27 protein-coding genes and 2 pseudogenes are annotated in these 19913 nt (G+C 70.8%); 12 read left to right on the top strand and 17 right to left on the bottom strand.

The window, feature by feature from the left end; all coding sequences use genetic code 11:
- The 4 genes and pseudogenes from ACIGFK_RS38855 to ACIGFK_RS38870 form a co-directional block, all read left to right on the top strand.
- A pseudogene (locus ACIGFK_RS38855) lies at positions 1 to 87 on the top strand (lytic transglycosylase domain-containing protein); the annotation flags it as partial.
- A gap of 159 nt (positions 88 to 246) precedes the next feature.
- Entirely contained in the window at positions 247 to 999 is a 753-nt protein-coding gene (locus ACIGFK_RS38860) for a DUF72 domain-containing protein (protein WP_386470223.1), read from the top strand.
- 215 nt (positions 1000 to 1214) lie between these two features.
- Entirely contained in the window at positions 1215 to 2459 is a 1245-nt protein-coding gene (locus tag ACIGFK_RS38865; protein WP_400055649.1) for a geranylgeranyl reductase family protein, read from the top strand.
- Between the two features lie 115 nt (positions 2460 to 2574).
- On the top strand, positions 2575 to 2745 hold the full coding sequence (locus tag ACIGFK_RS38870; RefSeq protein ID WP_376661920.1) for a hypothetical protein: 171 nt from the start codon (positions 2575 to 2577) through the stop codon (positions 2743 to 2745).
- A 14-nt stretch (positions 2746 to 2759) separates the two neighbouring features.
- Here ACIGFK_RS38870 and ACIGFK_RS38875 read toward each other — a convergent pair whose 3' ends face one another.
- The 6 genes from ACIGFK_RS38875 to ACIGFK_RS38900 all read right to left on the bottom strand — a co-directional run bounded on the left by ACIGFK_RS38875 (position 2760) and on the right by ACIGFK_RS38900 (position 5321).
- Positions 2760 to 3092 carry a gas vesicle protein K gene (locus ACIGFK_RS38875; RefSeq protein ID WP_386470327.1) on the bottom strand — a complete coding sequence of 111 codons (333 nt, stop codon included), beginning with the start codon at positions 3090 to 3092 and terminating at the stop codon, positions 2760 to 2762.
- A gap of 59 nt (positions 3093 to 3151) precedes the next feature.
- On the bottom strand, positions 3152 to 3364 hold the full coding sequence (locus tag ACIGFK_RS38880) for a gas vesicle protein (RefSeq protein WP_376661922.1): 213 nt from the start codon (positions 3362 to 3364) through the stop codon (positions 3152 to 3154).
- A gap of 44 nt (positions 3365 to 3408) precedes the next feature.
- Complete coding sequence (locus tag ACIGFK_RS38885; RefSeq protein ID WP_400055601.1) at positions 3409 to 3657, bottom strand: gas vesicle protein GvpG; 249 nt, start codon at positions 3655 to 3657, stop codon at positions 3409 to 3411.
- A 74-nt stretch (positions 3658 to 3731) separates the two neighbouring features.
- A complete protein-coding gene (locus ACIGFK_RS38890; protein WP_376661917.1) occupies positions 3732 to 4442 on the bottom strand; it encodes a GvpL/GvpF family gas vesicle protein in 711 nt (236 codons plus the stop codon).
- A 3-nt stretch (positions 4443 to 4445) separates the two neighbouring features.
- Positions 4446 to 4910 (bottom strand): gas vesicle structural protein GvpA, encoded by a 465-nt coding sequence (locus ACIGFK_RS38895; protein ID WP_400055603.1) that lies wholly within the window; start codon positions 4908 to 4910, stop codon positions 4446 to 4448.
- A 30-nt stretch (positions 4911 to 4940) separates the two neighbouring features.
- Positions 4941 to 5321: a gas vesicle protein gene (locus tag ACIGFK_RS38900; protein ID WP_376661915.1), complete on the bottom strand. Its 381-nt coding sequence runs from the start codon at positions 5319 to 5321 to the stop codon at positions 4941 to 4943.
- Between the two features lie 237 nt (positions 5322 to 5558).
- Here ACIGFK_RS38900 and ACIGFK_RS38905 point away from each other — a divergent pair, with 237 nt between their 5' ends.
- Complete coding sequence (locus ACIGFK_RS38905; RefSeq protein WP_400055604.1) at positions 5559 to 6491, top strand: histone protein; 933 nt, start codon at positions 5559 to 5561, stop codon at positions 6489 to 6491.
- A 3-nt stretch (positions 6492 to 6494) separates the two neighbouring features.
- A complete protein-coding gene (locus ACIGFK_RS38910; protein WP_376661913.1) occupies positions 6495 to 7583 on the top strand; it encodes an SRPBCC family protein in 1089 nt (362 codons plus the stop codon).
- 76 nt (positions 7584 to 7659) lie between these two features.
- Here ACIGFK_RS38910 and ACIGFK_RS38915 read toward each other — a convergent pair whose 3' ends face one another.
- The 5 genes from ACIGFK_RS38915 to ACIGFK_RS38935 form a co-directional block, all read right to left on the bottom strand.
- Positions 7660 to 8490, bottom strand: coding sequence for a GvpL/GvpF family gas vesicle protein (locus ACIGFK_RS38915; RefSeq protein ID WP_386470236.1), 831 nt, complete (start codon positions 8488 to 8490; stop codon positions 7660 to 7662).
- On the bottom strand, positions 8487 to 8891 hold the full coding sequence (gene gvpJ / locus ACIGFK_RS38920; protein ID WP_400055651.1) for a gas vesicle protein GvpJ: 405 nt from the start codon (positions 8889 to 8891) through the stop codon (positions 8487 to 8489). The genes ACIGFK_RS38915 and gvpJ overlap by 4 nt, the downstream gene beginning before the upstream one ends.
- A gap of 827 nt (positions 8892 to 9718) precedes the next feature.
- Positions 9719 to 9889, bottom strand: coding sequence for a CsbD family protein (locus ACIGFK_RS38925; protein WP_376657236.1), 171 nt, complete (start codon positions 9887 to 9889; stop codon positions 9719 to 9721).
- A gap of 82 nt (positions 9890 to 9971) precedes the next feature.
- Entirely contained in the window at positions 9972 to 10109 is a 138-nt protein-coding gene (locus ACIGFK_RS38930) for a hypothetical protein (protein WP_376657235.1), read from the bottom strand.
- Positions 10110 to 10204: 95 nt separating this feature from the next.
- Positions 10205 to 10471, bottom strand: a complete 267-nt coding sequence (locus ACIGFK_RS38935; protein ID WP_376657234.1) for a GlsB/YeaQ/YmgE family stress response membrane protein — start codon at positions 10469 to 10471, stop codon at positions 10205 to 10207.
- A 124-nt stretch (positions 10472 to 10595) separates the two neighbouring features.
- On the opposite strand from ACIGFK_RS38935, the gene ACIGFK_RS38940 reads away from it, so the two are divergent.
- From ACIGFK_RS38940 to ACIGFK_RS38950, 3 genes are all read left to right on the top strand, one after another.
- The gene (locus tag ACIGFK_RS38940; protein ID WP_376657233.1) at positions 10596 to 11030 is read left to right on the top strand and encodes a hypothetical protein; all 435 of its coding nucleotides are present in this window, start codon (positions 10596 to 10598) and stop codon (positions 11028 to 11030) included.
- 244 nt (positions 11031 to 11274) lie between these two features.
- Positions 11275 to 11727 (top strand): hypothetical protein, encoded by a 453-nt coding sequence (locus tag ACIGFK_RS38945; RefSeq protein WP_376657232.1) that lies wholly within the window; start codon positions 11275 to 11277, stop codon positions 11725 to 11727.
- Positions 11728 to 11818: 91 nt separating this feature from the next.
- A complete protein-coding gene (locus tag ACIGFK_RS38950; RefSeq protein ID WP_376657238.1) occupies positions 11819 to 12226 on the top strand; it encodes a TraR/DksA family transcriptional regulator in 408 nt (135 codons plus the stop codon).
- A 130-nt stretch (positions 12227 to 12356) separates the two neighbouring features.
- On the opposite strand, the gene ACIGFK_RS38955 is transcribed toward ACIGFK_RS38950, so the two are convergent.
- Positions 12357 to 12992 (bottom strand): TetR/AcrR family transcriptional regulator, encoded by a 636-nt coding sequence (locus tag ACIGFK_RS38955; protein ID WP_400055607.1) that lies wholly within the window; start codon positions 12990 to 12992, stop codon positions 12357 to 12359.
- Between the two features lie 88 nt (positions 12993 to 13080).
- Between ACIGFK_RS38955 and ACIGFK_RS38960 the strand changes: the two genes are divergently transcribed.
- A complete protein-coding gene (locus ACIGFK_RS38960) occupies positions 13081 to 14640 on the top strand; it encodes an FAD-dependent monooxygenase (RefSeq protein ID WP_376657230.1) in 1560 nt (519 codons plus the stop codon).
- Positions 14641 to 14882: 242 nt separating this feature from the next.
- On the opposite strand, the gene ACIGFK_RS38965 is transcribed toward ACIGFK_RS38960, so the two are convergent.
- The 3 genes from ACIGFK_RS38965 to ACIGFK_RS38975 all read right to left on the bottom strand — a co-directional run bounded on the left by ACIGFK_RS38965 (position 14883) and on the right by ACIGFK_RS38975 (position 16692).
- Complete coding sequence (locus ACIGFK_RS38965; RefSeq protein ID WP_400055609.1) at positions 14883 to 15791, bottom strand: hypothetical protein; 909 nt, start codon at positions 15789 to 15791, stop codon at positions 14883 to 14885.
- Entirely contained in the window at positions 15788 to 16339 is a 552-nt protein-coding gene (locus ACIGFK_RS38970) for a SigE family RNA polymerase sigma factor (protein ID WP_376657228.1), read from the bottom strand. The genes ACIGFK_RS38965 and ACIGFK_RS38970 overlap by 4 nt, the downstream gene beginning before the upstream one ends.
- 134 nt (positions 16340 to 16473) lie before the next feature.
- Positions 16474 to 16692, bottom strand: coding sequence for a hypothetical protein (locus ACIGFK_RS38975; protein WP_400055611.1), 219 nt, complete (start codon positions 16690 to 16692; stop codon positions 16474 to 16476).
- Between the two features lie 206 nt (positions 16693 to 16898).
- Here ACIGFK_RS38975 and ACIGFK_RS38980 point away from each other — a divergent pair, with 206 nt between their 5' ends.
- Positions 16899 to 17819 carry a tyrosine-protein phosphatase gene (locus ACIGFK_RS38980; RefSeq protein WP_400055613.1) on the top strand — a complete coding sequence of 307 codons (921 nt, stop codon included), beginning with the start codon at positions 16899 to 16901 and terminating at the stop codon, positions 17817 to 17819.
- A 109-nt stretch (positions 17820 to 17928) separates the two neighbouring features.
- Here the strand turns inward: ACIGFK_RS38980 and ACIGFK_RS38985 are convergent, their stop codons facing one another.
- On the bottom strand, positions 17929 to 18279 hold the full coding sequence (locus ACIGFK_RS38985) for a zinc-binding dehydrogenase (protein WP_386470332.1): 351 nt from the start codon (positions 18277 to 18279) through the stop codon (positions 17929 to 17931).
- Here ACIGFK_RS38985 and ACIGFK_RS38990 point away from each other — a divergent pair.
- Positions 18175 to 18852 (top strand): annotated as a pseudogene (locus ACIGFK_RS38990) (GlxA family transcriptional regulator); the annotation flags it as partial. The gene ACIGFK_RS38985 and the pseudogene ACIGFK_RS38990 sit on opposite strands and share 105 nt — an antisense overlap.
- A gap of 81 nt (positions 18853 to 18933) precedes the next feature.
- Here ACIGFK_RS38990 and ACIGFK_RS38995 read toward each other — a convergent pair.
- The gene (locus tag ACIGFK_RS38995; RefSeq protein WP_376657224.1) at positions 18934 to 19815 is read right to left on the bottom strand and encodes a GyrI-like domain-containing protein; all 882 of its coding nucleotides are present in this window, start codon (positions 19813 to 19815) and stop codon (positions 18934 to 18936) included.
- Positions 19816 to 19913 lie beyond the last annotated feature (98 nt).

Consider the following 19913-nt stretch of genomic DNA (forward strand, 5'->3'; position numbering starts at 1 on the left):
ATCAAGTGGGGCCTGGACTACATGAACTCCCGCTACGGCAGCCCGGTCGAGGCCTGGAACTTCTGGTCCGCCAACCACTGGTACTAAGCCGCCACGCATACACGAAGACGCTCGGCCAGGACCTGCTCCCGGCCGAGCGTCTTTTGCGTCATGCGGTCCGCCCGTACCCGGGCCGCCCCCAGTGAACCGACGTGACGGGCAGGTCCGGGTGGGTGTGGACGCGCCGTCCAGGGGCATGCGATCGGTATGGCCGTGTTCGTCGGCACCTCAGGGTGGCAGTACCGGGACTGGTCGGGCGTCCTGTACCCGGCGGACCGGCCGCAGCGGCTCTGGCTCGAGGAGTACGCGCGGCATTTCCGGACCGTGGAGAGCAACAACGCCTTCTACCGTCTCCCGTCGCCGGAGACCTTCGCCCAATGGCGCGAGCGCACCCCGCCCGGCTTCCTGATGGCCGTGAAGGCGAGTCGCTTCCTCACCCACATCAAGCGCCTGCGCGATCCGGCCGAACCGGTCCACAGGCTCATGGCGCACGCCGCCTCCCTCGGGGATCGCCTCGGCCCGGTCCTGCTGCAACTCCCGCCCACGCTGCGGGGCGCCCCGGAGGCGCTCGACGACTGCCTTGCCTGCTTCCCCGCCGGTGTGCGTGTCGCCGTCGAACCCCGTCACGATTCCTGGTGGAGTCGCGAGGTGCGGTCGGTGCTGACCGAACGCGGCGCTGCCCTGTGCTGGGCGGACCGGGGATCGCGGCCCGTGACACCCCTCTGGCGCACCGCCGACTGGGGCTACGTCCGCTTCCACGAGGGCCGTGCCCACCCGTGGCCGCGGTACGGCCGGACCGCCCTGCGCAGCTGGGCGGAACGGATCTCCGACACCTGGCCCCGTGAAGCGGATGTCTTCGCCTACTTCAACAACGACCCCGGCGGAGCGGCCGTGGCCGATGCACAGGCGTTCATCCGGATCGTGGCGGCAGCGGAGCCCGCTCGTCACCCCCACCCGTGACCACCGTGAGGCGTCGACCGGGGTGCGGTTCCTTGATCGGCTGGACAGAAGGACGGAGGCGGCGTTCGGGACTTCGGCCCCGCTGGACAGCCGGTAGGTGCGTGACACGGCATAGTGAGTGGGTGACCACCAAACGTGACGACGCGGCGGGGAACAGCGGTCCGGGCGGCAGTTCTCCGCGGCCGGAGGGCGGCGGGGGCGAAGAGGCGCAGGTCATCGTCGTGGGGGCGGGACCGGCCGGATCCGCTGCAGCCCTCCACCTGGCGCGAGCGGGGGTGGACGTGCTGCTGCTGGAGAAGGGTTCCTTCCCCAGGGACAAGGTGTGCGGCGACGGCCTGACGCCCCGCGGGGTGCAGCAGCTGGTGCGGATGGGCGTGGACATCGATGCCCCGGGCTGGATGCGCAACAGGGGGATGCGGTGGGTGTGCGAAGGCAGGGAGGTCGAGCTGGACTGGCCGCGGCTGGGCAGCCTTCCCGACTTCGGGCTCACGCGCAGCCGGCGTGACTTCGACGATCTGCTCGCCGATCACGCGCGTGCCGCCGGGGCACGTCTGCACACCCAGGTCAAGGTGACGGCCCCGCTCACCGACAGGGCGGGACGCATCACGGGGGTCACGGCTACCCGCGGGCCGGACGGGGAACCGGTCCGCTACCGGGCGCCCCTCGTCGTCGCGGCCGACGGGGCCTCCGCACGGACTGCGGTGGCCCTGGGCCTCGAACGTGACGCCCGGCGGCCGGTCGCGGCGGCCGCCCGCCGCTACTACCGCAGCCCGGCCCGCACCAACGATCCGTACCTGGAGCTGTGGGCCGATCTGCGCTGTCCACGGACGGGATTGGATCTGCCCGGCTACGGATGGGTGTTCCCGCTCGGTGACGGGCGCATCAACGTCGGTCTCGGTGCCACGCCCCAGCGGCGGGACCGGCCCGTGGACCTGCGAGCGGCTTTGGAGCGTTGGCTGGGCCGCCTGCCCGCGGAGTGGGGCGTGCGGGAGGAGAATGCCGACTCTCCTCTGCGCAGCGCGCCGCTGCCGACGGGGATGAACCGACGGCCGCAGTACCGCAGGGGGCTGCTGCTGGTCGGAGACAGCGCGGGCATGGTCAGCCCGTGGAGCGGCGAAGGAATCGCCCAGGCGATGGAGGCGGCAGAGGTGGCCGCGGAGACCATTGCCCTGGCCCTGGCCCGGCCGTCGGGGCCCCGGCGGGAGCGCGCACTGGAGCAGTACCCGTTGGAGATCCGCCGCCGTTGGGGGCGCTATTACCGACTGGGCAACCTCGCCAGCGACCTCGTCTTCGCCCGGTACGGCTTCAGGGCCCTCCTGCACCCCCGCGTCATGGCGTCGCCCCCGCTGCTGAGGGCGCTGGCCCGCCTGCTCACCAATGTGACCGCCGAGCCCGCCCACGACGGCCTCGACGCCGTTCTGCACGCGCTTCTCCGCCTCGTCCCGGCCCCGAAGCGGTAGTCGGCCGTCCGGGAAAGCGTTTGAAACAGAGCAGCCGGGAAAAGCGCTGGGCGTCTGGAGTGACGAGCGGACTCCAGCCATGACCATGGGCAGGTTCACGCCGAGGGGTGCCGACATGAGCGCCAATCAGAAGGTAAAGGCCCAGCTGGAACAAGTCGCCGGCAAGGCCGTGAAGAAGGCGGCCCATGCCTTGGGCAAGGAGACCCTGGCTGCCAAGGGCGCTGCCCTTGAGGCACGGGGCAAGGCCCGGCAGGCGAAGGAGAAGGCCGCGGACACCGTCCGCTGACGGCCCGGCACGGCTCAGGGGGGCAGGAGCGGGCCGAGAGGGCCGAGGTCGAGGTTGAGGTCCTCCAGGGCGTACCCGTGCTGGGTGCACAGCTCGGTCATGCGCTCGTGCAGGGCGAGCAGCGTGGCGCCGAGTTCCTCTTCCTGCTCATCGGTGAGGTCTCCCGAGTCGACGCGGCGCAGGGCCTGGCGTTCGATGAGCTGGCGCAGTAGTTCGACGAGGGTGAGGACGAGCTTGAGGAGGTCTTCGCCCACGGTTTCGGGGTCGGCGCGGAGGCGGCGGGCCGGTGCACGGGGCTCACCGGGAGCCGTGGGCGGTGCGTGGAGGAGGCGGAAGGCGTCGGCCATGGTGTCGCTGACGGCGGTCAGGTCCGGGGCTGATGGCGGCTCTGCCGCGGGCTCGGTGGTCACGACTGCTCGCCGCCGTGGTGGGAAGGGCTGTCGAACGTGCTGACCGAGGTGACGAGGGCGCGCAGGGAGATGCGCACGAGGTCGAGGTCTGCGATGGACAGGACGATGTCGCCGGTGATGACCACGCCGCCGGCCAGCAGCCGGTCGAGGAGGTCGACGAGGGCTACCTGCCGGCCCGGCAGGGAATCGTCCCTCTGCGTGAGGGGCATGGCCGCGTTCGCAAGAGGGTCAGTCACGGCGCCGTCCTCCCCGGTCACTCCCGGCCGCGCCGGAATTCGGTGATCTCCTGGAGGCGGTCGAGCAGTTCGTCTTCGGCGCGGTCGAAGGTGTCCTGATCGATCTCGCCCCGCTGGAGTCGCCCTTCGAGGTCGGCGAGGGCGGCCCAGACGGGCGCGGGATCGTAGTACTGCTCTTCGGCCTGGTCCGCGATCTGCTCCGCCACCCACACGACGGCCCGCACGGGCGCCAGCGGTGCTGTCAGCAAGATGTTCAGCAGCCCCATGGAGTTCCTCCTGGTGCTTTCCGGTCCGCTCTGGCCGGCCCCGCCCCGGCCGCCCCGGCCGGTCGGTCCGACCGCTACACGAAGCTGTAGGGGGGCAGCGGCCCCGTGAAGCGCAGTTCCATGCCGTTGACCTGCCGGGCGAGGTCGGCTTCCGCCTCGAGCAGGCTCTCCTTCTGGTCGCGCGGGACCAGGAGGGAGAGGTTGAGCAGGTCGCCGCCGACCGGAGGCCGGACGCTGTGGTCCCGGGCGAGGGGGATGAGGGCCTGGACCAGACGGGCTGCCAGCGACTCCTGCCTCTCGCGTACCTCGCCGGCGACGAGCTCCCCGAGCTGCAGTGGCAGCCGCGGGTCGGGATCACCGCCCCGGATCCGGTCGTTGAGCTGCCGCGCCCGCGGGGAGCCGTCAAGGACTTCACGCAGGAGCACGCTTTCGTCCTGGGACGCCTTGACGTTGTACTCGGCGCAGCCCCGGAGTCGTTCCAGAGAGTCCAGGTAGGCGTCGGCGCGCTCCTCGAGGACCGCTGTGACCGCGGCATCGTCGGGGGCGGTGTATCCGAACTGAAGGGGGAGAATCGTTCCCTCGGCCATGAGGTGGGCCTGGACCTCCTGGTGGGCGGCCAGGTCCCGGCGTTTGGGTCTGATCTCCTCGTCGACGTCGCTGACGACTGCGCGCAGCTGCCCGGCGGTGACGGCGCGAACGGGCGCAGGTTCTGCCCCGACAGCGGTCAGGTCGTCCAGGCTGGAGGGATGTGTGGCAGCAGTGATCGCGTACACGTAAACAGCCATCGTCTAGTCCTTTTCGCGGCGTACGGGGCGACGGGTGGGCCGACGGCGCCGGGGGGCTTCTTCCTCTTCGGGCTCCTCCTCCGGCTCCTCGTCCTGATCCGACTTGCCGGTCAGGGACTGCTTCACTCCCTCTATGGCCCCGCTGAGCGCACCCTTGGACTTGCCGCTGGCCCCGCTCTCGACCATGTTCCCGACGACGTCGGTGAGCTGGGCGGGAGCCTTTCGGCCGGCTTCCAGGTCGAGCCGGTTGCACGCTTCGGCGAATCGCAGGTAGGTGTCGACGCTCGCGACGACGATGCGGGCGTCGATCTTCAGCAGTTCGATCCCGACCAGGGAGACGCGGACGAAGACGTCGATGACGAGACCGCGATCGAGGATCAGTTCCAGGACGTCGTAGAGGCTGCTCGTGCCGCCCTGTCCGCCTGCGGTTCTGCTGAGGCTGTTTCCGCCTTGCGGCAACACAGTCATGGCCGCTTCCCTTCAGAGGCGGCCGACCTTTCAGGTCGGCCTGTCGATCATGCCCCGGCTGTAGCGCCGGGTCCGCGCGTAGGAGATCAGTTCGCCTTCCTCGTCCATCGTGACCTTGTAACTGGCCATGACACTGGTGGTATCGGGGATGCGCTCCAGTTCGACCACCTCGACCTGGGCCTCCCAGCCCTCCTCGGTGGGCTGGAGGGACGAAACCGAGTCGGGGATGCGCCCCAGCAGTTGGGAGAGCTGTTCGGCTGCAAGGCGCATCGCCGTGGCCGCGCCGGTGACGCCGCGGCGCGCGGGCGCCTTGCGGGCCGGGACCTTGCGTACGGGCCTGCGGGCCCGTACATCCGGGTCATCGCCGTCGTCCGGGGAACGGCGACGCCGCGTCGGCTCTGATGGGGCCATGGGGTCACTCCCCTCGCGGATTGCCTTGGGGCTGCCCGGTCATATCGATACCAAACTCGTCCATCTTGACAAAACCCAGATTGTCATCTGATGGGAGGCATATCTGGCGTCAGGCGGAGCAGCCGCCTCTTGACCGTGCGAGCGATTGTCCCGTCACCCGAGCGTGCGTCCACGGTGGCTTGTGGACCGGCCAGGGCGGTGACGACGGGCCCGCGCATTTGGTGAAGGGAAAGGCTCATGGACGACACGACCAAGATCGCCCTGGCGGCCGCCATCGTCGGAGGCTACGTACTGGGACGGGCGAAAAAGGGACGCCTGGCCCTCAGCCTGGCGACGTACGCCATGGGACGCCACCTCGGCCTCGACCCGCGAGAGCTCGCGATGCAGGGCGTGAAGAAACTGGGCGAGATGCCGCAGGTCGCCGAGCTCGGTGAGCAGATCAGGGGCGAAGCCCTGGATGCCGGCCGCAAGGCGATAGTGGCCACTGCGAACCGCCAGCTGTCCCAGCTCGCCGACACGCTCCACGACCGGACCCTCGCCCTCACCCGCGGCCCTGAAGAGGAGGACGAGGGCGAGGCCTACGAGGACGAGGAAGAGGGCTACACGGAGGAGCCGGAAGAGGACGAGTCCTACGAAGGGGCCGACGAGGAAGGGCCGGAGGACGAGGAAGAGGAAGAGGAGCCGGAGGAAGAGGAGCCGGAGGAAGAGGAGGAAGAACCGCCGGAGGAAGAGGAAGAAGCGGAAGAACCACGAGCTCGCCGCCGACCCGCCCGTCGTCCTTCCCCCGCGCGCGCCACGAAGACGCCGTCGCGCAGGACCCAGGCCCGCAAGGCTCCCGCCAAGAAGGCGGCCCCGGCGAAGAAGGCCACGCCCGCCAAGAAGGCGGCCCCCGCCAAGAAGGCGCAGACCGGAGGTGCTGCGAAGCGTGCCCCGGCGAAGAGGCCGGCGGGTACGAGGGCCAAGACGACTGCGTCCACCACGACGCGTCGGCCCCCCGCCAAGAAGGCAGCGGCGAAGAAGGCAGCGGCCAAGCCGCCGGCGAAGAAGACGGCAGCGAAGAAGAGCACGGCCGGCCGGCCCGCCTCCAAGTCCGCGGCGAAGAAGACCACGGCCAAGAAGACGGCGGCCAAGAAGACCACGGCCCGCCGCAAGTCGACTGCGCGGAGGTGAACCATGGCTACCACACAGCGTGGCGCCGGAGGCGCACAGTCACAGTCCGGTCTCGACAAGCTGATGGACGAAGTCACGGCCTTCCTCTCCGCTCAGGCCGGCCAGCTCGCGGACAAGGCCGTGGACAAGGTCGGTGATCTCACCGACGGCCTCTTGGACGTGGCCGAGAACGGGGGCTCGCTCGCCGACATCGGAGGGCGGCTCCTCAAAGGGGACTCTCCGGTCAAAGCCATTGCGGGGAAAGCGTTCGGGGACCTCAAGGACAAGGTCACCGACGCAGGCACCAGCCTCCTCGGCGGCGGCAAGGGGAAGGGCCGCAAGGGCGGCACGAAGGTGATCAACATCATCGAGTCGATCGATGTCGGGGTGCCGCTGCGAACCGCCTACGACCATTGGACCCAGTACGAGAACTTCAGCAGCTTCGCCAAAGGCGTGCGCAGTGTCTCCCAAAGTGACGACACGACCAGCGAGTGGAAGGTGAAAGTAGGCCCCTCCACGCGAAGTTGGAAAGCCACTGTTGAAGAACAGGTTCCGGACGAGAGGATCGTCTGGTCCTCCGCGGGGCCCAAGGGAACGACGCGCGGTTGCGTGAGCTTCCACGAGATCGCCCCCTCCCTGACCCGGATCCTCCTCGTGCTCGAGTACTACCCCGCGGGACTCTTCGAAAAGACGGGAAACATCTGGCGTGCCCAGGGTCGGCGAGTGCGTCTGGACCTGAAGCACTTCGATCGCTACGTCACCCTCTCCACCGATGAGCCCGACGGCTGGCGCGGAGAGATCCAGGACGGCGAAGTCGTCGTCACCCACGAAGAGGCGCTCGAGGAAGAGGAGGCGTCGGCCGAAGAGCCGGACGGGGAGGAGGGCTCGGAGCCCGACGAGGAAGAAGGCGGGGAAGAGGGTTACGAGGACGAGGAAGAGAACGGCGAAGAGGAGGAAGGCGCGGAGGGGGACTACGAGGACGAGGAGCAGGACTATCCCGACGAGTACGAGCCCGAAGGCGAGTACGAGCCGGAGGACGAGTACGAGGAAGAGGAAGAGCCGGAAGAGGAAGAAGAGGAAGAGGAGCCCAGCCGCTCGCGACGTCGGCGCTGAGCTCCAACGGACCGTCCCGTCGGCATAATCGTCCCTGCCCGACCGGGCAGGGACGATTCCGTCCGCACCACCGCCGTCATGCCATGGGGGAACCCGGGGGAACCGGGGGAGTCGCGGATGCGGTGGCGAAGGAGTACGGGGCCCAGGGGCCCGTTACCTCCAGGCGGATCCCCGGAAGGGCCTCGGCGACCTCGTGCAGGGCTGCCTGGAACGCCTCGGCCCGGGCGTCCGGGACGAGGAAGGCGTAGTTGAGGACGTTCTCCCCATCGGCCTGTGCGGCCAGGGGGCCGCTCTGCGGTGCGTGGCGCACGTACTGGGCCGCGTGGTCCTGAGCGATGCCGGCGATGCGGTCGGCCGCCGACTGGGCCTGCCGGTAGTGGTCCTCCCGGGCGTGATGGTGGGCGCGCCGGGCTTGCAGGTAGGCCTTGCCGGGGGTGGCCGGAGCCGGAGCGGCGGCCGGATCCGGTTCCGCCGCGGGGCGCACGTAGATCTTGACGCCGTACTCGGTGTGGGCGCTGAGCCGGGCCAGCTGGGTGGCGAACTCCTGGCCCTGCAACTGCAGTGCCTGCAACGCGCGGGTGCGGTCCTGGTAGAGGGTGGCCATGCGCAGGGGCAGGACAGTGATGTGTGCAGCCAGGGTTTCGATGACGAGGTGGTGGGCGCGGGCCGTCTCCTCGAGCCAGCGCAGGTCCTCGAAGCGGTGCTTGAGCACGTCTTCGGCCCAATCCGCGTACGGCACATCGCTGACGACGAACGCCACGGGCGCCGACCCCTCGCCCGAGGGCGCCAGAAGGGTGACGGGGCTGCCGGACACTCCGGTCAGGTGCGCCAGTACCCCTTCCAGAACGGGGGCGGGGGGCGTGACGGCGTACACGTAGACGAGCGTCGGACCGGCCGCGGCGTTCATTCCTCAGCCCTCCGCCTGCTCGTACCCCGCCCGGGCCGCTGCGTCTCCTGCTCCTGCTCCTGTTCCCGCTCCTGCTCCAGGTCCGAGGCTCGAGACTGGGGTTCGGACGCGGTGATCTTCTCCCGGCGCAGCTGCGCGAGTTCCTCGCGCAGGCGGTGGTTCTCCGTGGCCAGCGACTCGTCGGCATGCCGGGACGACAGGGACGGGTCGTGTTCCCACCAGTCGATGCCCATCTCCCGGGCCTTGTCCACCGACGCGATCAGGATCCGGAGCTTGATGGTGAGGAGCTCGATGTCGAGCAGGTTGATGCGGATGTCGCCGGCGATGACGATTCCCTTGTCCAGGACCCGTTCCAGGATGTCGGCCAGGCTGGAGGAGGAACTCGCCGGGTACCCCGCCATGGACGGGGCCGTACCGAACCTGCGGTCCAGAGGGTTCGTCACCTGCGCTCGCCTCCAGTTCGACGTTCGTGCTCCCCCTCCGGCCACGGCGGCTGCTGCGTGAGCGGCCGACGCCGAGGGGGAGGCTCTTCTTCCTCCTCGTCCTGGCCCCTGCCGGACCGGGACTGTGCGACGGCCCCGGGCGCCCCGGTCGGAACGCCCCGGGTCCTGCCGCGGATCGCCGCCTTCGACCAACTCGTCGACGTCGTCCGGTAGCTGCGCGGGTGCCTGCCGGCCGGCTTCCAGAGGCGGCCGATGGTGCTTCTCCGCCAGGCGGAGGTACGCATCGGAGCCCGGGGCGACGGACCGTCTTCGACTGCGAGGGGGCCCGTCCAGGCCGGGGACGTACGCGCGAAGGCGAGGGTGACAAGCCCGCGAGCGAGACTGCGTTCGGGGACGTGGGGGAGGCTGCTCGTGCCTCCGCCGTTGCGGCCGAGGCCGACGCTCGCCCCCTGCGGCACCGTGGTCATGGCGCTTCCCTTCCTGCCGGTGCGGACTCGGCCGACTGGCCGGTCATGCCCGGCGGTACCTCAGGGGCCGTTCGTGAGAGGTCGGCGCACCCCTGTCGACCTGGCCATCCTGCGCGGGGGGCCTGGCCGCCTGGCCGCCTGCTGGGGCTTTCGCCGTTGCCGCCCAGCACGCTGCGCCGACGGCGATCCAGACCTCCATGGGCTAGAGCGTCTTCCCGCCCCCACCCGCACCACACGTCGCATCAGGAACTTTCACCTGCGAACCTGGATATGAAAGGCCGCCGACCTCGCAGGTCGGCGGCCTCGTGTTCGAAGTGGTCAGGTCAGCGTGTCCTTGGCCTTCCGCCCGGTCTGCTTGGCGTCGGCCACCGTTTGCTCGACCTTTCCCTTCATCTCAAGGCTCTCGTTTCCGACGGCCTTGCCCGTCGTCTCCTTGACCTTGCCCTTGACGCTCTTGCCGATGTTCTTGGCCTTCTTTCCAGCGGCCATACGCTGTCACCTCCGTACTTCTCTTGGGCCGCTACCCCCTGGGTGCCCGCGTATTCCTTCCGGGACGTGGTCGGTCACCCGCTTACGTGATGGACAGCGGTATCTGCCGACTGCTGTTCCACCACAGGAGCCCGCAACGGCCGATGATCGCCGCGCGCAGCATGCGCCGGAAGGTCCGCCGCATGACCCACATCATCACGCCCATGCTCCACACCGACATTCGCACGAACATCCTGCTGAAGAGGGAACGAGGCCTCAAGCGGCGGAGCACCCGCCGCTTGATCTTCTTACGCGTGCGCCGCCGCGGGGGAAACTTCACGACTTCTTCCTCCCGAACAACAGCCGGTAGACGGCCAGGATGATCAGAGAGCCGACAATGGCCGCGATCCAGGTGGAGAGCTCGAAGAACCCGTCAATGGAGTCGACCCCGAAAATGACCTTTCCGAGCCATCCGCCGAGAACGCCTCCGGCAATTCCGATCAGCGGCGTTACGATGCAGCCACCGGGGTCTCGGCCCGGCATCAGGAACTTCGCGATGATTCCGGCGAGCAGTCCCATTAGAATCCAGCCGATGATCCCCATGGTGCGCCTCTTCTCCACGCATGTCTTATGCAATTCCGTTTGCCCACATGTTGTGCCCCAAACCCCGACCGGCCAGGGAATACGGCCGAAAAGGCGGGGAAGGCGCAGGACCGGGAGATGAGCCATGACGGACGAGGACGGCCCGACGCGTGAAGCGACGCTGTACGAAGCGGCGCACTTCAGGGGAGCCTCCGTCACGGTGCGGCCCGACCAGTGGGACGAGGGTGGGGATGCCGTCGCGTACTCCCTCGCACATCTGGGGCTGAACCGGCTCTGCTCCCTGCGGGCCCCGTCCTTCGCGGGCGAGACCGACGAGACGTTCAGGCAGGAACTCACCTGGGTCACCACCGTCACGGTGTGGGACTCCAAGCCGCGCACCTGGACGCCTGACGACGGCGAGCGGGGCAGGAGCTGGCAGGAATACAGCGCAGACACCGCCGATCTCGGCATCTGGGCTACCAGAGCCGCATTCGTTCGCGTCTGGAGGCGCAGAGCCGAACGCCCGGCCGACATGGCCGACATGGCTGACATGGTGCTCCGCATCGTGGCCGTGGAGTAGCCGCGACGCGAGGCATGTCGGGCCGCCGACCGTCATCCGGGCGGGGCAGCCGACAGCAGGTCGTGCGAACTGCTGGGTCCGACTGGCCTAGAGAACCAGTCCGCTGCCGGTCATCGGGCCCGTGGCCGCGCCATCATCGCACCAGGGGGCCGGAGAGGTCGCCGTGCACAGCGAGCGGATACCGGTGTGCCGGAGCAGAACCGAAGCCATCGACCGCCGCAGGGACCAAGGAGAACGCACACCGATGACCAGTCAGCCCGACGGAAACGATGCCTCCTCTCCCGCTGAAGGGCCGGGCGACGGCGACCGCAGTCACGCCGACCCCACCGCGCCGGGGACCGACACCGGCGAGACCAGGCCCGGGGCCGAAGAGCGGGCTGCCTCGGTCAAGGATCGAGCCGTGGAAATGGCGCAGCAGGCCAGGGACCAGGTCCGCGATGCGGCGGGCCAGGCAACTCGGCTGGCCAAGGAGAAGACGCCCGAGCCGCTCCTGCACACGGCGACCCAGACTGCCGCACACGTCCGAGAGACTGCGTCACGCGCGGGACACCTCGCCGCCGACAAGACCCCCGACGCCGTGCGTGAAAGGGCCGCACAGGCGGCGCACACCGCACAGTCCAAGTGGACCCCGCTCATTTCGGCGGGAATCGCCCTTCTCGTCTTCCTTCTCGTCAGGCGTGCCCGGCGCAACCGCTGAATGCTGCGAACAGTGGAGGACGGCCGCTCGCCCAGGCCGCTGTGCGCCGGTGTCGGGGAATCCCGGACCTGGAATCGGCGTTGTGGCACGCATGGGCGATCCGTCCCCGTACGGCCATGACGTGCGCGGCCCGTTCGCGGCAGCCCGCGCACGCCTCGCGGCCGACCGCGCCGAAACCGTCGCGCGGGAGGCCGCGCTGAGCCGCGAATTCGACGGGATCGTCGCGGCGAACGCCCTGGTTGCGGTGGACGACGAGCACGACCCCGAGGGAGGCAGCACCGCCTTCGAACGGGCCCACGTGGCCGCCCTGATGGCGCGGGCGCACGAGCACCTGGAAGAGCTGGACCGAGCCCTGGAACGACTCGAACAGGGACGGTACGGACAGTGCGAAGGCTGCGGCGAGACGATTCCGCCCGAACGCCTCGAGATCCGCCCGGCGGCCACCACCTGCGTGCACTGCGCCCGTCCGGACGTGCACCGGGCGCCGCGACCCGCATGACGCCGACACGCCCGTCCGAACGGGTCGACCGGTGCCGACTGACGGCCCGTGGCCTCGGCGTGCCGGGGGAGGGTGACTCCTCCGGGCTTGCCGAGGCGGAGCCCGCCGCCGCGGTGACAGCCGCGGTGCTTCAGGCGGGCAGGGCGTCGGCCAGGCCCGTGCCGAGGAGCCGGAAGGCCCGGTCGGTGGCGGCGACGGCCTCGGGGTAGACCTCGTCGGCCGGCCGGCCCGCCTGCACCTGGTCGCTGTTGCGGTCGGCGAGGGTCCGCAGGACGGTGACGATCTGCACCGCCGCGAGCCGCGCCGTGAGCTCGTCGGCGCCGGACTCCTCCAGCGCGTCGGCGAGGGCCGCGATGCTGCGCCCCGCGTACGCGAGCAGCCGCTCGCTGAGGCTCGACGTGGTGCTCAGCAGCCGGGCGAAGGCGACGGCGTCGGGGTCGGAGGTGAGTCCGGTGACCGGGTCCCGCCGGGCCAGGGCGTCGAGCTCGTGCGCGTGCAGGGCGGCCAGGGGGCTCGTGCCGGCAGGGCGGGCGCGGACCACGCGGGCGGACTCGTCCTCGTGGTCGGCGAACACGTGCAGGACCAGGTCTTCCTTGGTCGGGAAGTAGGTGAAGAGCGTGCGCTTGGAGACCTCGGCCGCATCGGCGATCTCCACGATCGACACGTCGTCGAAGCCGCGGCTCAGGAACAGCCGCAGTGCCGCTTCGAAGATCGTCTGCCTGGTGCGCTGCTTCTTGCGTTCCCGGAGTCCAAGTTGCTCAGCCATGCGCCCACGATAGCAATGGGGGTACCGAGGGGAAACTTGCACCTGGTATAGTTTTCCACCAAGTGAAGGAATCTTCCCGGGAGGCTCCATGGACACGCAGGTCACCGATGTCATCGTCGTAGGGGCCGGCGGCGCGGGACTCACCCTCGCCACCGAGCTCGCCCTCGCCGGCGTCCCGGCCGTCGTGCTGGACCGGCTGCCCGGCCGCAACCTCCAGTCCCGCGCCGGGGCGATCCAGCCCCGGACCGCCGAGATGCTCGCGCTGCGCGGCCTGCTGGACGACGCCCTCGGCCGGTCGATCGACTACCAGCTCGTCGGCGGCCACTTCGCGGGACTTCCCGTCCCGCTGGACTACTCGGCGTGGGACACCCGCTATCCGCACCCGGTCCTGCTCCCGCAGGACCAGCTCGAGGCCGTGCTCGAGGAGCGGCTCACCAAGCTCGGAGGCCGGGTGCTCAGGGAGCACCGGCTGACCGGCCTCCGCCAGGATGCCGACGGCGTCACGGTCACCGTGACCGCACCGGACGGCGACCGGTCATTGCGCGGCCGCTGTCTCGTCGCCTGCGACGGCGCCCACAGCAGCGTGCGCAAGCTCATCGGAGCCGATTTCCCCGGCCAGGCCGCCACCATCCGCATGGCCACCGCCGACGTGCTGTTCACCGGCGACCTCGACGACGGGCCCGGTGGGCACATCAGCTCGCGGATCCACACCTCGCCCGAGGGTCACTTCGCCATGATCACGCCTCTGGCGAACGGGCTACACAAGATCATCTTCAGCGGCCCGAAGACCATGGAGGCCGGGCGCGACGCCCCCGTGACCCCGGAGGAGATCCGCGAGGTGCTGCGCGCCACCCACGACGGGGTGCTCGACGTCGCCGAGATCCGCTACTCCTCCCGGTTCAGCAACGCCAGCAGGCAACTGGAGCACTACCGCCACGGCCAGGTGTTCTTCGCCGGGGACTCCGCGCACATCCACTCCCCGGCCGGCGGCCAGGGGCTCAACCTCGGCGTCCAGGACGCGTTCAACCTGGGCTGGAAGCTCGCCGCAGTCCTGCGCGGCGAGGTGGGCGAGGAGCTGCTGGACACCTACCAGACCGAGCGGCACCCCGTCGCCGCGCGCGTGCTCGCCCTCACCCGGGCCCAGGGAGTGGTCATGGGGCCCCAGCGCGACGGCGGGCTGGGTGAGCTGCGTGACGTCCTCACCGACCTGCTCCGCCTGCCCGATGCCAACCGGTACATGGCCGGCGTGATGGCCGGGCTCGACCTCTGCCTCCCCTCTCCCGACGCCGCCGCCCATCCGCTGCTGGGCCTGCGGATGCCGGACCTGGACCTCGTCGTCGGCGGCGACGACGGTGATGGCGAGCGGGTCAGGTTCAGCGACCTGATGCGCACCGGCCGCGGAGTCCTGCTCAACCTCGCCGACGCACCTCTCACCGCCGCGGGCCCCTGGAGCGACCGGGTCATCCACGTGCGGGCCCGGGCGGAATCCGGTGCGACCGATGCCGAGGCCATACTCGTCCGCCCGGACGGATACGTGTGCTGGGCCGGAGGCGCCGGGCTCGCCGAGACGCTCACCCGCTGGTTCGGCCCGGCCGATGGCGTGGGCGAAGGGCTGGTGGGCGAGGGGCTCGCGGGGGAGTGCGGGTGAGGCACTTCAAGGCGCCGGCCGCGGCCGCCTACCGGGCGACCGTGGCCTTCTGAGCGCCTCAGGACGTGGGCGGGAGGGACACCACTGATGCCGCTCATCCAGTTCCGGTCCCAGCCCTCGGGGCCGGCCGCATCTGCGGGCGGCGGAACGGCATGCCAGGCCGTGCCGTCGCCCCGCCGGCCGACGCCGTCGAACGCAACGAAGCGTCGCCGACGGCGGGGTGGTTGGCCGTCTTCTCGCTTTCAACGGGGCGGGCTCGAAGAGGGCGGCGCCGACGAGGGCGCGACCGGCCGGCCCAGGGCCGAACTCGGCGTTCCGCAGGGGGCGCCGGCAATGAGGTTCGGGTCCGTGCCGGGGCCGGCGGTCGTCTCCGGGCCGTCCGCAGGGTGGTCGCCGCCGGTCCGGCACCACGGTGGCGTGCGGTCCTTGAACTGCTGTTTGCCGTCGGCCGCCACGGGTGCGCCCAGGGGGCTGCCCGTCGCGTCCAACGCCTGCACCTGCACCTGCTGGCGGATGCTCCCGGGGACGAGCACGGCGAAGAACCGCGTGTCTGCCGCGGTCGGGGTCGCGACGGTCTCCGCCTGCGGTCCCGAACCGCCGGAGAGCACGACCCTGACCCGTGCCGCACCCTTCGGGGCGACGCCGACGACCGTGAACGGCTCGTCGGCCGTCCTCCCGTTGCTGCTGGACGATGCGGCGGCCCAATGCACCACGGCGTCCCCCGTGGGGAAACACGCGGCGATCCCGATCAGCACGTTCCGGGAGACCAGGCACGCCTGGCCCTTCAGGCCGTCGGCCGACCCCACCTGCCACTCGACCCCGGCGTGCGTCCCGCGCGCGACCCGGTAGACCGTGCCGGGCACCATCTCGTAGCCCGGCAGCACCACGCTCGGCGAGTCGACGGACGCGGTCGCGGCCGCGGCCGGTCTCGCGGACTCCTGCCCGGGGCCGCCGGGCAGTGCGGCCACGATTGCGACCGACGCCGCCACCGCGGCGGCGAGCGACGCACCCACCACGGCCCGGTTCCTGCGCCGACGATGACGGACGGCCGTTTCGACGCGGACGAACGGATCACCCGTCGTCCGGTACCCGCCGACCACCTCGTCGATCGACTCCTTCAGCACCTGCTCGGCACCGTTCATACCGCTCATCGCACGGCCTCCCCTCGGGTCAGACGAACACCGGACACCGCTTCAGGAAGCGTCTGGAACGCGGGCGTCCCGCGAAGCGCTGTGAGCCCGCGCGACGCATGGGACTTGACGCTGCCGACCGAGCAGCCGAGCAGCTCCGCGACCTGGCGTTCCGACAGGTCCTCGACGTAGCGCAGCACCACGACCACGCGCTGGCGCGCGGGCAACCGCGCCAGCGCCCGGCGCAGTTCGTCGCGCTGGGCACTGCCGTGGCCAGGATCGGACTCGGGATGGCCGGCGCTCTCCGGGACGCGTCCGAGGACCCGCTCGCTCCACCAGCGGCGCCGCCCGGCCGTCACGGCCAGGTTGACGAGCGTGCGCCGGACGTACGCCTCCGGCCGTTCGACCGCCACCCGGCCGCGCATGCGCCAGAAGCGGACCAGGGCTTCCTGCACGAGGTCCTCCGCGCGGCCCACGTCCAGCGTCAGGCCGTATGCGAAGCGCACGAGAGGCCCCCAGCGGGCCCGTGTGAACTCGGCGAACTCCGCGTCACCGACAGCTCCTTGCATGTCCCCTCCTTGATGTCCGCCCTCTCGACGACCTGGACCGACGGCGAGGTTGAGTGATCTGGGACACATGTGCCCGCGCGCCGGTCGGGAAGGCCGCGCGCGGCCCGCCGCGCTCCGAAGGGCAGGCCCGGTGATCAGCCGATGGTGTCCGCCAGGTAGCCCCGCAGTGCGCGCTCGAGGTCGCGCACCAGCGCCGCCCGCTCCCCGCCCTCGGCCGCGACCGCCAAGGGCATCATGGCCTGGAAGAGCCGGATCCCCGCGAGCGCCGCGCGCGAGCGCTCCTCGGCGGACAGCTCCGGCGACGGACGGCGATCACCGCCTCGACACCGGCCCTGATGCGGCTGGCCGGCCACGCCAACTGGTGGGCCCCGGTCCCCCGGTCCCCTTGCGCCGGTTGCGCGGCCGGATCGGGCTCTCCGGGCCCGGGCAGGGCGGCGCGGCGTGAAATGCCGCCTCGGCAATCGGTGACGATTCGTCAAATCGGGACCCTGGCAACGTCTTCAGCTTTCGCGCCCGACGCGTTACGTTCCCGCCCTCGCTCAAGGAAGGAACCACCTGCGTGCGATCGATCTCCCGTGCCCTCAGCGCCTCCGCTGCTGCCCTGGCGCTCGCGGCCCTACTGGCTCCCGTGGCCGCCCATGCCGCGCCCCAGGCCTCCGTGCGGCCCGCGCACTTCGCCGGCACCCTCACCGCCGACCGTGTCCTCGCTGTCCCCGGCACCGTCAACGCCCGCGACCTCGGCGGCTACACCACCTACGACGGCAAGACCACCAAGTGGAACACCGTCTACCGCACCGAGACCCTCTCCAAGCTGACGCCGGAGGGGACGCAGGCGCTGGCCGGCCTGAACCTCAAGGGCGTCATCGACCTCCGCACCGCGCCCGAGATCGCCGTCGACGGCACCGACAAGCTCCCGGCCGGAGTGCCGTCGATCGCGCGACCCGTGGACGACACCTCCCTGTTCGCCTTCATCGGGCAGGTCGTCCGCTCCAAGGACCCCGCCTACCAGCAGGCCCAGCTCGGCGACGGCAAGGCCGAAGCCCGCATGGCCGCCCTCTACAAGGGCTTCGTGACGAACCCCGCCAACCGTGCACAGCTCGGCGCGGCCATCAGGGACATCGCCGGCGCCAGCGGCCCGGTGTCGTTCCACTGCTCGGCCGGCAAGGACCGTACGGGAGTCCTCGCGGACACGATCCTGCGCGCGGTCGGCGTTCCGGCCTCGGCCTCGGAACAGGACTACCTCCTGTCCAACCAGCTGCGGGCCGCGTCCGACAAGGCCCTGCGGGACCAGGTGAAGGCCGGCGGGTACATGCAGAACCCGGACCTGCTGATCCCGCTCCAGGAGGTGCGCAGCAGCTACCTCGCCGCGTTCCGGGACCAGGCCGTGGCCGACTACGGGTCCTTCGGGGGCTTCCTGACGGACGGTCTCGGTCTGGACATCGCCACGCTGGTCAAGCTGCGGTCGCGTACGGTCGCCTGACTCAGGTTCTGTGCAAGGCTCCTGCCACGGGTGGGGGCCTTGCTTGCGATGGGACAGGTAGGGGGGAGAGCGCTCCCCCACATCCCCGCGGTCAAGTCCGTCGGCGCGGTCAAGTCCGGCGGCCGGGAGGCCGCGAACGCTCTCCGGCAAAGAGCCAACAGCCGACGGTCAGGACGATCTTTCCGGTGGTGCGGACCGTTTCGCCCATGGCGTGGGCCTCGGCAGCCCGTTCGACGGGGAAGGTCGCGTCCACGATCACGCGCAGGCGGCCCTCCTCGACCAGGGTGCTGATCTCGCGCAGGCCCTGCAGGTCGGGTTCGACGAGCATGAACACCGCCCGGACGCCGGCTTCCTCGCCCTCATGGCCATCCGGCCCGGCACGAGGCTCGTCGCGATCTGCACCGGTTCCTACGTCCTGGGCGCCGCCGGACTCCTGGACGGACGTACCGCCACCACGCACTGGCGCGAGGCCCAACGGATGCAACGCATGTACACCACCGCCCGGATCGAACCCGATGTCCTGTAGGTCGACGACGGCGACCTCCTGACGTCGGCCGGGGTGGCCGCGGGCATCGACCTGTGCCTGCACATCGTCCGCAAGGACCACGGCAGCCACACTGCCAACGACGTGGCCCGCCGCTGCGTCGTGCCGCCGTGGCGCGAGGGCGGCCAGGCCCAGTACATCCCCCGGCCCGTCCCCGAGCCGTCCGTCGGCAGCACCGCGGCGACACGTGCCTGGGCCATGCAGCACCTGCCCGAAACACTCGCCCTGTCCGACCTCGCCGCTCACGCCGCCATGAGTGTCCGTACGTTCAGCCGCCGCTTCCGCGCCGAGGTCGGCACCACTCCCGGCCAGTGGCTCGCCCGGCAACGCATCGACCTCGCACGTCACTTGCTGGAGACCACCGATTGGCCCGTCGTCCTCGTCGCCCGGTGCGCCGGCATCGGGACGGGCGCCGGCCTGCGCCAACACCTGCACACGGCCATCGGGGTCAGCCCCCACACCTACCGCCGCACGGTCCGCACCGGCTAGTGGATCTGCCGTCTCCAGGTCCTCAGGTCCACAGGCCGTGAGAGGGCTGCCGCGCGAAGGGCAGCGTCCAGGTGCTCGTGTTCACTGCGCGGAGCTCCAGCTGCCCCGCTCGACCGGGATCCACAGCTGCGAGCGGGTTTCCGCGCCGATCTCCACCGGGTGCGTCAACAGGAGCTCCGGACCCGGTCGGCTCGTGTAGGGGTTCGAGGGGAACCACTGCGTGAACACGTCCCGCCACAGCTCCTGGAGGGCGGTCGGATAGGGGCCCTCGTCGTCGAAGACGGCCCAGGTCCCGGCCGGCACGTCGAGGACGTCGAGTTCCCCGGCGGCCGTCTCGGGACCGGTCGCCACGCCGACCCAGTACTCCGCCTCGGCGCCCTCCTCCCGGCTGTCGCTCAGATACACCGCCGCCGACAGGATCCCCTCCGGCTCCCGGTGGGAGAGCCCCTTCATCCGTACGATCGTCTGCTCGTCCAGGCTCGCCACGTGCTCCGCTGCCGCTGCGTTGACCCCCTCGTGCACGAGCGGGACCCGGGCCTTCCGGCCGACGAACCGGAACGGCTCCTTCTCCACGATCCGGTACCGCATGGCCGCACCCCCCTCGACGACGACACGGAAGGACATGCGCGGCTGCGCCGTCAGCACCGCACCCGTGCGCCGGGCCTCGCCCGGCCCGATGCCGTGCACCGACCGGAACGCCCGGGCGAACGCCTCGCCCGAGCCGTACCCGTACCGAACCGCGACATCGAGCAGCGTCTTCTCCCCGGCCAGCACCTCGGCCCCGGCGAGCGTCATCCTGCGGCGCCGCACGTAGACGGGGAGCGGCATCCCGGCGAGCGCGGAGAACAGCCGCCGGAAGTGGTACTCCGACACCGCGGCGATCCGGGCCAGCCCGGCCACGTCGACCTCCCCGTCGAGGCAGGCCTCCAGGTGGTCCAGCGCCTGATTCAGCCGCTCCAGCACGCGACTCCGTCCTCCTTCTCTCGCGTCTTCCCTACGGGAACGATGACAGACACGGCCGGTCGCCCGACGGGCCGAAAGCGCGGCCGTCAGCCCGCCTT

It is taken from the genome of Streptomyces sp. NPDC085524 (assembly GCF_044541755.1).
Lineage (GTDB): Bacteria > Actinomycetota > Actinomycetes > Streptomycetales > Streptomycetaceae > Streptomyces.